This is a genomic window from Saccharomonospora iraqiensis subsp. iraqiensis (genome assembly GCF_000430445.1).
GTDB classification, from domain to species: domain Bacteria; phylum Actinomycetota; class Actinomycetes; order Mycobacteriales; family Pseudonocardiaceae; genus Saccharomonospora; species Saccharomonospora iraqiensis.
In genome coordinates, this window is record NZ_KE387079.1 from 19,020 (window position 1) to 28,305 (window position 9,286).

Genomic DNA, 9,286 nt, shown 5'->3' on the forward strand with positions numbered 1-9,286 from the left:
CACCGCGCCGGACCGCCCCCGACGCACCCGGGGTCGCCGGGGACCCGCACCGCGTCGACCGCGGATCGTGCGGGAGCTCAGCCGAAGTCGGGGGAACGCCGTTCGAGGAAGGCGGCGACCCCCTCGGCGTAGTCGTCCCCGGCGACGGCCTCGGCGCGGAGCGCCTCCACGGCCGCGTCGCTGTCCCGCTGCCCCTCCGTGATCCGCTCGATGATCTCGTTCATCCCGCGCACCGACGTCTGCGACCGCGAACACAGGGTGCGGGCGAAGTCGGCGGTGGCCTCCTCCAGTGCGTCGTCGTCCACCACCTCGTCGACCAGGCCGATCCCGTGGGCACGGTCGGCGTCGAGCAGCCGCGCCGACAGGAGCAGGTAGCGGGCGCGGGCCGGCCCCACCAGCGCGACGAGCCTGCGGGTGGAGGCGAAGTCGTAGACGATGCCGAGCTTGGCGGGGGTGATGCCGAAGCGGCTCCCCCGCGCGGCGAAGCGGAAGTCGCAGGCCACCGACAGCTGGCACCCACCGCCGATGCAGTTCCCGCGGACCCGCGCGATGCTCGGCTTGCGCATCCCGGTGAGCGCGCGGACCGCCTTCTCCACCGCGTCGTCGTAGACGGCCGCCCCCTCGGGCGTGGCCCGCAGCTCGCGGAACTCCCCGATGTCGGCGCCCGCGGAGAAGTGGTCCCCGGCACCGGTGAGCACGAGGACCCGGATCGCCGGGTCGGCCTCCACCTCGGCCACCACGTCCGGCACCGCCGACCACATGGCGTGGCTGACGGCGTTCATCTTGGCGGGGCGGGCGAGGGTGAGTGTGGCGGTCGCGCCGTCCCGGTCGAACTGGATCCCGTCGGTCACGCCGCAACCATAGATCCCGCCCGCCCGCCACGGAGCCCGGAGTGGCACACGTCGCGGCACCGACCGCGCGCACGCCGGGGTGTCGACTCGCGGTCCTGGGGTGTCGACTCGGCGTCCTGGAGTGGCGACTCGCGGTTGTGGAGTGTCGACTCGCGGGGTCAGGTGGCCGAGGTGACGCGGTAGACGTCGTAGACGCCCTCCACGTTGCGGACGACCTTCAGCACGTGGCCGAGATGCTTGGGGTCGCCCATCTCGAAGCTGAACCGGCTGACCGCGACCCGGTCCTTGGAGGTCGTCACCGAGGCGGACAGGATGTTGACCTTCTCGTCGGCCAGCACCTTGGTGACGTCGGACAGCAGCCGGTGCCGATCCAGCGCCTCCACCTGGATCGCCACCAGGAACACCGACGACTCCGTCGGCGCCCACTCCACCTCCAGCAACCGCTCCGGCTGCCGGTGCAGGTCGTCGGCGTTGGTGCAGTCGGTGCGGTGCACGCTCACCGCGCCCCCGCGGGTGACGAAGCCGAGGATGTCGTCGCCCGGCACCGGCGTGCAGCACCGGGCCAGCTTGGTCCAGATGTCCGACTGGCCGCCCTTGACGACCACCCCGACGTCCCCGGTCGAGCGCCTGCGGGTGACCGTGGACGGGGTCGCACGCTCGGCGAGCTCCTCCTCGGCCTCCTCGACCCCGCCGATCAGCGCCACCAGCCGCTGCACGACGTGCTTGGCACCGATCTGGCGCTCACCGACCGCCGCGTACAGCGAACTGATGTCGGCGTGGCGCAGCTCCTTGGCCACCGAGCCCATCGTGTCGGCGGACACCAGCCGCTGCAGCGGGAGGCCGATCTTGCGGACCTCCTTGGCGATGGCCTCCTTGCCGGACTCGATCGCCTCGTCCCGGCGCTCCTTGGCGAACCACTGGCGGATCTTCGCCCTGGCCTTCGGCGACCCGGCGAAGGACAACCAGTCGTGGCTGGGTCCCGCGCCCTCCGCCTTGGAGGTGAAGATCTCCACGACCTCGCCGTTGTCCAGCTTGCGCTCCAGGGCGACCAGCCTGCCGTTCACCCGGGCGCCGATGCAGCGGTGGCCGACCTCGGTGTGCACCGCGTAGGCGAAGTCCACCGGGGTGGACCCGACCGGCAGCGTCACCACATCGCCCTTCGGCGTGAACACGAAGATCTCGCGGGTGGCCAGGTCATAGCGCAGCGACTCCAGGAACTCGCCCGGGTCGGCCGCCTCCCGCTGCCAGTCGAGCAGCTGCCGCATCCACGCCATCTCGTCGACGTCGACGGCGTTGCCCCGGTGGGTGCCCTTCGTCTCCTTGTACCGCCAGTGCGCCGCGATGCCGTACTCGGCGGTGCGGTGCATCTCGTAGGTCCGGATCTGCACCTCGAGCGGCTTGCCGTCCGGCCCGATCACGGTGGTGTGCAACGACTGGTACACGCCGAACCGGGGCTGGGCGACGTAGTCCTTGAACCGGCCGGGCATCGGTTGCCACAGCGCGTGCACCACACCCATCGCCGCGTAGCAGTCCCGCACGTCCTCCACGAGGATGCGCACACCCACCAGATCGTGGATGTCGTCGAGCTCGCGTTCCCGCACGATCATCTTCTGGTGGATCGAGTAGTAGTGCTTGGGCCTGCCCTCGACCTTGGCGTCGACGCGGGACTCCTCCAGCTGCTTGGTCAGCTCGCCGATCACCCAGCGCAGGTAGGTGTCCCGGGACGGCGCGCGGTCGGCGACCAGCCGCACGATCTCGTCGTACTTCTTCGGCTGCAGGATGGCGAAGGCGAGGTCCTCCAGCTCCCACTTCACCGTGGCCATCCCGAGCCGGTGCGCCAGCGGTGCGAGGACCTCCAGCGTCTCCTTCGCCTTCCGGGCCTGCTTCTCCGGCGGCAGGAAACGCATGGTGCGCATGTTGTGCAGCCGGTCGGCGAGCTTGATGACCAGCACCCTCGGGTCCCGGGCCATCGCGATGACCATCTTGCGGATGGTCTCGGCCTCCGCCGCGGTGCCGAGCTTGACCTTGTCGAGCTTGGTCACCCCGTCGACGAGCTGGGACACCTTCTCGCCGAAGTCCTCCCCCAGCTGCTCCAGGGAGTACCCGGTGTCCTCCACCGTGTCGTGCAGCAGGGCCGCCACCAGCGTCGTGGTGTCCATACCCAGCTCGGCCAGGATCGTGGCGACCGCCAGCGGGTGGGTGATGTAGGGGTCGCCCGACTTGCGCCGCTGCTCGCGGTGCCGCTCCTCGGCCACGTCGTAGGCCCGCTGCAACAGCGTCAGGTCGGCGCTCGGGTGCAGTTCCCGGTGGATCGCGGCGAGCGGTTCGAGCACCTGCTTCACCGAGGCGGGCCGCTGCGCGGTGATCCGCCGCGCCAACCGGGCCCGCACCCGCCGGGTCGCCGACGGGGCACGGACGGCGGCCGAGTCCACCCCCGTTCCGCCGTGCTGCCCACCCCCCGTGGACGCACCGGCGTCGGAACGGGCGGCGACCACGGAATCAAGCTCCTGGCTCACCCGCACACCTCCAGGTCGTCACACAGGCCGTCGACTCGACGTCGACCTCCAGCGTAACGCGCGACACCGTGCGGGTGCGGTCCCGGGCACTCCCGACGGGTACCCGGCCGGGCGCGGGACAGCCGTACGGGCCGGGGCGCGGGGTGGGGTGAGCCCGGTCAGAGGGTGCGCAGCGCGTGGACCGGAACCCCGGGCATCCGGGAGCGGGCGTTCAGCTGGGACAGCTCCAGCACCACCGACACGCCGGTGACCTCCGCGCCCTCCGAGCGCAGGAGTTCGGTGGTCGCGGCGACCGTGCCGCCGGTGGCCAGCACGTCGTCGACCACCGCGACCCGCTCCCCGGCGCGCACCGACCCGGCGGGCAGCTCCAGGGTGGCCTTGCCGTACTCCAGTGCGTAGTCGACGCGGCCCGCCACCTGCGGGAGCTTGCCGGGTTTGCGGACCAGCGCCACGCCGAGCCCGCGTGCGTAGCCCAGCGCCGCGGCGAGGACGAACCCCCGGGCCTCCACGGCCGCGAGCCGGTCGACGTCCCCGACCGCGTCCCCCAGGGCGTCGATCACCAGTGCGAACGCCTCGGGATCCCCGAACAGCGGGGTGAGGTCCCGGAACAGCACCCCCGGTTCGGGGAAGTCCGGGATCTCGGCGATCAGGTCCAGTGCCTCGTCGAGTTTCCTCGCGTTCACCGTTTCCGCTTTCCTGTCGGCCGGGCCGATCCGCGTCGGCCGGACGTACGTTCACCCCGTCGGGCCTTCGGGTGCCGGTCAGGCACACTCGCCGCCGCGGACAGCGCCTTCTCCCGGCGCAGCTCCGCGGACAACGACTCGTCGTCACCGGGGTCGAAATCGTCCCCGTCGGCGGCCCCCGAAGCCGACCCGTTGAGCTTACGGGCCTGGTGCTCGCGCCGTGCCCGCACCTTCTCGGCGTGCTTGATGTAGGTCGGGTTCCGCATCTTGCCCTCGACCAGGATCGGCGTGGCCAGCAGGATCGAGGAGAACGTCCCGGCGATCAGCCCGGTCATCAGAACCAGGCCGAGGTCCTGCAGCGTCCCGGAACCGAGCAGGATGTAGCCGATCACGAGCAGCCCCACCACCGGCAGCAGCGTGATCAGCGAGGTGTTGATCGAGCGCATCAGGGTCTGGTTCAGCGCGAGGTTGGCCGCCTCGGCGTAGGTGCGCCGCGTCAGGTTGAGCAGGCCGCGGGTGTTCTCCTTCACCTTGTCGAACACCACGACCGTGTCGTACAGCGAGTAGCCGAGGATCGTCAGCAGCCCGATCGCCGTCGCCGGACTCACCTCGAACCCGACGAGCGAGTACACCCCCGCGGTGACGACGACGTCGTGCAGCAGCGCGATCAGCGCGGCCACGGCCATCCACTTCTCGAAGTAGATGACGAGGAAGATCGTCACCAGCACCAGGAACACGGCCAGCGCGATCAGCGCCTGCTGGGAGATCTCCCCGCCCCAGGACGCACTCACCGCACTGTCACTGATCACCTGCTCGGTCGGCTGCCCGTCGGCCCCGAGCGGCCGCAGCTGCTCGAACAGCACCTGCTTGACCTCGGCCACCTCGGCCGGGTCGAGCGAGTCGGAACGGAGCTGGATCGAGGCCGCGTCCCCGACGCCGACCTGTTGCGTCTCCGACGGGTTGCTGCCCAGCGCGTCCTCGAAGGCGTCCGACGCCTCATCCGTGGTGATCGGGCCGTCCGCCCCGACGGCGGGCATCTGGATCTGGGTGCCGCCCTCGAACTCGATGCCGAAGTTGAACCCCTTCAGCCCGATCGAGGCGGCACAGATCAGCAGCAGCGCCCCGAAGGCCAGGAACCAGCGCCTGCGGTGGCCGACGATGTCGAACGCCCCGGTACCGGTGTAGAGGCGCTGCAGCACCGACCCCTCGGTCCGCGCCTCACCCACGGCGTTGGTCGCGGCCCCGGCCGTGTCGCCCCCGGCTCCGGCCGCGTCCTCGTTTCGCTCTCCCTGCTGCTCCACGTCAGGCCTCCTTCACGGCCGTGCCGAGACGGTTCGCGGTGCGCCTGCTCGAACCGATCCGCTGCACCGCTCCCAGCCCGGACAGCCGCGGACTCGACAGCTTCTTCGACTTCGCCACCAACGCCACCAGTGGGTGCGTGATGAGGAAGACGACGATCAGGTCGAGCACCGTGGACAGTCCCAGGGTGAACGCGAAGCCCTTCACCTCGCCGACGGCGAGCACGTAGAGCACGACGGCGGCGAGGAACATGACCGCGTCCGAGGCGAGGATCGTGCGCCGCGCCTTGACCCAGCCGCGCGGCACCGCCGAGCGGAAGGTTCTGCCCTCCCGCATCTCGTCCTTGAGGCGTTCGAAGTACACCACGAACGAGTCGGCGGTGACCCCGATCGCGACGATGAACCCGACGACACCCGCGATGTCCAGGGTGTACCCGATCCACCGGCCGAGCAGCACCAGCACCGCGTAAATGATCATCGCCGAGAGTGCCAGCGACAACACCGTCAGCACGCCGAGGATGCGGTAGTAGAACAGGCAGTAGACGAACACCAGCGCGAGGCCGACCGCCCCGGCGATCAGTCCCGCCTCCAGGGTGGCCAGGCCGAGCGTGGCCGACACGGTGGTGGCGTCGGACGAGTCGAACGACAACGGCAGCGACCCGTACTTGAGCACGTCCGCGAGGTTCTGCGCCTCGGCCTGGCCGAAGTCGCCGTAGATCTGGGTGTCGCCGCCCGCGATCGCCTGGTTGATGCTGGGCGCGGACACGACCTCGGTGTCCAGCACGAACGCGGCCCGCTCGCCGACGTTGGCGGAGGTGAAGTCGGCCCAGGTGCGGCCACCCCGGTCGTTGAACGAGAGGTTCACGACCCAGCCGTTGCCCTGCTGGCTGTCGTAGACCGCCGACGCGGTCTCGATCTGGGTCCCCGGCAGGAACACCGGGCCGAGCACGTACTTCTGGGCGCCGTCGTCGCCGCAGGCCACCAGCGGCCGGTCGGGGTCGTCGTTGCCCGTCAGCGGGTCGATCTGCCCCGGCGCGCAGCTGAGCTGGTTCATCGCCCGCTGCTGGGCCATCTGCGCGGCCTGCACCTCCCGCTGGTCGCTCGGGTCCGCGGGGATCAGGTCCGGGTTCTGCCGCACCTGCTTGGCCTGCTGGATGCGCTGCGCGACCTCGTCGGTGTCGCCGCCGTCCCCGTCATCCTGCTGTTGGGCCGCCGGCGCCGAGCCGCCACCGGACCCCTCCCCGGCGGGAGGCTCCGTGGTGGGATCACCTTGACCACCCTGCTCGCCGGTGCCCTCACCGGGCTGCTGCTGACCAGGCTGCGGCTGGCCCTGCTGCTGCCCCGGGGCCGCCCCGGCGGGCTGGACGGCGACCACCTTGCGGATGCCGAGCTTCGCGGTCTGGCCGAGCGTCTTGGCCTGCTCGCCCTCCTGACCGGGCACGGTGATGACGACGTTGCTGCCGTCGAGCACCACCTCGGCGCCGCTGACCCCGATCCCGTTGACGCGGTTCTGGATGATCTCCCGCGCCTGCTGGAGCTGGTCCCGCGACGGTTCCGAGCCGTCCGGGGTCCGCGCCGTGAGGGTGACCCGGGTGCCGCCCTTCAGGTCGATCCCGAGCTTCGGTGTCGGATCGCCGCCCCCGGTGAAGAACACCAGGGAATACAGCGCTGCGGCGATCGCGATGAAGAACGCGAAGTATCGTCCCGGGCGGAACTGCCCGGCCGGAGGTGCCACGGTCGGTCGCTCTCCTCGAACTGGCTCGGCGGCTTACGGGTCGGCGCGCACACCGCCGCCCGCCACAGGTGTGCGGTCGGCGAACACGTACGGCACCGAGACCCTACTCGGTGCCATGCGTACGGACCGGACCGGGCCGGGCACCGAGGGGGGACCCCGGTGTCGGCCCGACCGTGCCCGGGCTACTTCTTGCCGTGCTCCAGCGGCGGGGCGACCTGCGCACCCGAACGCTCGCTCTCCGTGTCCCCGGCGGCGACCTCGGTGGAGTCGTCGGAGGTGGTGGAGTCCGTCACGTCCGCCTCCGCGGCGTCGTCGGTGTCCTCCTCGTCGTCGGTGACCGGGTTGATCCGCTCCCGCACGGCCTGGCGCAGCCAGGTGGTCACCACGCCCTCGGCGATCTCCAGGTCGATGGTGCTCTCGTCACTCGCGTCGACCACGGTCGCGTACAGCCCGGAGGTGGTCATCACCCGATCGCCCTCGTCCAGGCTGTTCTGCAGTTCCTGCTGCTCGGCCATGGCCTTCTTCTGCTTGCGCGAAGCCATGACGAGCGGCAACGCGACGACGAGCATCAGCAGAAGCGGCAGGATGAGGCCGTCCATGGTTCTCCATTCGACGGACGCCGCCCGGTGGCTCCGGCCGGGACGTCCCAGTTTGTCCGGATGTGCTGTCTTCGAGTGTGCCAGCCGCGGCCGCGAGGTCGAGCACCGGTGGCGCACGCCTCGGTGCCCGTCCGTCGACACCGTTCCGTTCGGCCCTGCCCGGTGACCCGCTCGCCGGTCACCGTCGCCCGGGCGCCGCCGTGCACGGAGCCGGCGAGCGCCCTGCGCGGAGCCGACGTGCTCAGTCGAACAGGGTCGGCGAACCGGGGTCAACCCCTCCCGCCGGAGCGGGAGGAGGGAGTCCGAGGTGCTCCCACGCGAGGGTGGTGGCGACCCGGCCACGGGGCGTGCGGGCGAGCATACCCGCCCGCACGAGATACGGCTCACACACCTCTTCCACGGTGGTCGGCTCCTCGCCGACCGCGACCGCGAGCGTGGACACCCCGACCGGGCCACCGCCGAAGGAACCCACGAGCGCCTCCAGCACCGCCCGGTCCAGCCGGTCGAGACCGAGTTCGTCCACGTCGTAGACCTCGAGTGCGGCCCGCACGACCGGGAGCGTCCCCCGGCCGTCGGCACGGACCTCAGCGTAGTCGCGCACCCGCCGCAGCAGCCGGTTGGCGATCCGGGGGGTGCCGCGCGAACGCCGGGCGATCTCCGCGCGGCCCTGTTCGTCCACCGGGATGCCGAGGATCTCCGCCGACCGGGCCACGACCTGCTCGAGTTCGGCGGGCGCGTAGAACTCCATCTGCCCGGTGAACCCGAACCGGTCCCGCAGGGGGCCGGTCAGCGAACCGGACCGCGTGGTGGCGCCCACCAGGGTGAACGGCGCGATCTCGAGCGGGATGCTCGTGGCCCCGGGTCCCTTGCCGACGACCACGTCGACGCGGAAGTCCTCCATCGCGAGGTAGAGCATCTCCTCGGCGGGGCGCGCGATGCGGTGGATCTCGTCGATGAACAGCACCTCACCCTCGGTGAGGTTGGACAGCATCGCCGCGAGGTCGCCCGCACGCTCCAGCGCGGGCCCGGACGTGACCCGGATGGCGGTGTCGAGTTCCGCCGCCATGATCATGGCCATGCTGGTCTTGCCCAGGCCCGGCGGGCCGGACAACAGCACGTGGTCGGGCGGGACACCACGCCTGCGGGCGCTGTGCAGCACCAGCTCCAGCTGCTCCCGGACCCTCGGCTGTCCGACGAAGTCGGCGAGCCTGCGCGGGCGCAGCGCGGTCTCGATCTCCCGCTCCCCCGTGTGCGCGACCGCGGACAGCGGCCCGTCCGCCCCCTCCGCACCGGGGTGCCCGTCCGGTGCGGCCTCGCCCGGTCCGGACGGCGGGGCCCAGCCGGGACCGGACCTCGGGTCCTCGTGCACGCCATTCCCCCGATCGCAGCTCACGCCGGACACACCTCGGACCGGCTCAGCTCTTCCTGCCCAGCGACGCCAGCGCAGCCCGCAACACCCGGGACGTGTCGCCCGGCTCGTCGGCCACGACCCGCTCCACGGCCTGTTCCGCCTGCTTCGCGGGGAACCCGAGCCCGACCAGCGCCCGGACCACGTCGGTCACGACGTCGGCCCGGGCCGCGGCACCCGCCCCGGGATCCGCCGC

At 71.6% G+C, this 9,286-nt stretch carries 8 protein-coding genes; all 8 read right to left on the bottom strand.

Annotated features, from left to right (window positions below):
- Positions 1-77: 77 nt before the first annotated feature.
- A complete protein-coding gene (locus ACTIR_RS0108840; RefSeq protein WP_026453989.1) occupies positions 78-851 on the bottom strand; it encodes an enoyl-CoA hydratase/isomerase family protein in 774 nt (257 codons plus the stop codon).
- 158 nt (positions 852-1,009) lie between these two features.
- Positions 1,010-3,367, bottom strand: a complete 2,358-nt coding sequence (locus ACTIR_RS0108845) for a RelA/SpoT family protein (RefSeq protein WP_026453990.1) — start codon at positions 3,365-3,367, stop codon at positions 1,010-1,012.
- Between the two features lie 158 nt (positions 3,368-3,525).
- Positions 3,526-4,050: an adenine phosphoribosyltransferase gene (locus tag ACTIR_RS0108850; protein ID WP_026453991.1), complete on the bottom strand. Its 525-nt coding sequence runs from the start codon at positions 4,048-4,050 to the stop codon at positions 3,526-3,528.
- Positions 4,047-5,351, bottom strand: coding sequence for a protein translocase subunit SecF (gene secF / locus ACTIR_RS0108855; RefSeq protein WP_084789381.1), 1,305 nt, complete (start codon positions 5,349-5,351; stop codon positions 4,047-4,049). The genes ACTIR_RS0108850 and secF overlap by 4 nt, the downstream gene beginning before the upstream one ends.
- Before the next feature lies 1 nt (position 5,352).
- Positions 5,353-7,083 carry a protein translocase subunit SecD gene (gene secD, locus ACTIR_RS0108860; RefSeq protein WP_026453993.1) on the bottom strand — a complete coding sequence of 577 codons (1,731 nt, stop codon included), beginning with the start codon at positions 7,081-7,083 and terminating at the stop codon, positions 5,353-5,355.
- Positions 7,084-7,265: 182 nt separating this feature from the next.
- The gene (gene yajC / locus ACTIR_RS0108865; protein ID WP_026453994.1) at positions 7,266-7,682 is read right to left on the bottom strand and encodes a preprotein translocase subunit YajC; all 417 of its coding nucleotides are present in this window, start codon (positions 7,680-7,682) and stop codon (positions 7,266-7,268) included.
- Between the two features lie 241 nt (positions 7,683-7,923).
- Positions 7,924-9,075 (bottom strand): Holliday junction branch migration DNA helicase RuvB, encoded by a 1,152-nt coding sequence (ruvB, locus tag ACTIR_RS0108870; RefSeq protein ID WP_026453995.1) that lies wholly within the window; start codon positions 9,073-9,075, stop codon positions 7,924-7,926.
- Positions 9,076-9,097: 22 nt separating this feature from the next.
- Positions 9,098-9,286: RuvA C-terminal domain-containing protein (locus tag ACTIR_RS0108875; RefSeq protein ID WP_026453996.1), on the bottom strand; the 189-nt coding region annotated here is incomplete at its 5' end.

Bases quoted from the DNA above. Each gene is read 5' to 3' on its own strand.
- yajC (WP_026453994.1), bottom strand. From the start codon at position 7,682: ATGGACGGCCTCATCCTGCCGCTTCTGCTGATGCTCGTCGTCGCGTTG.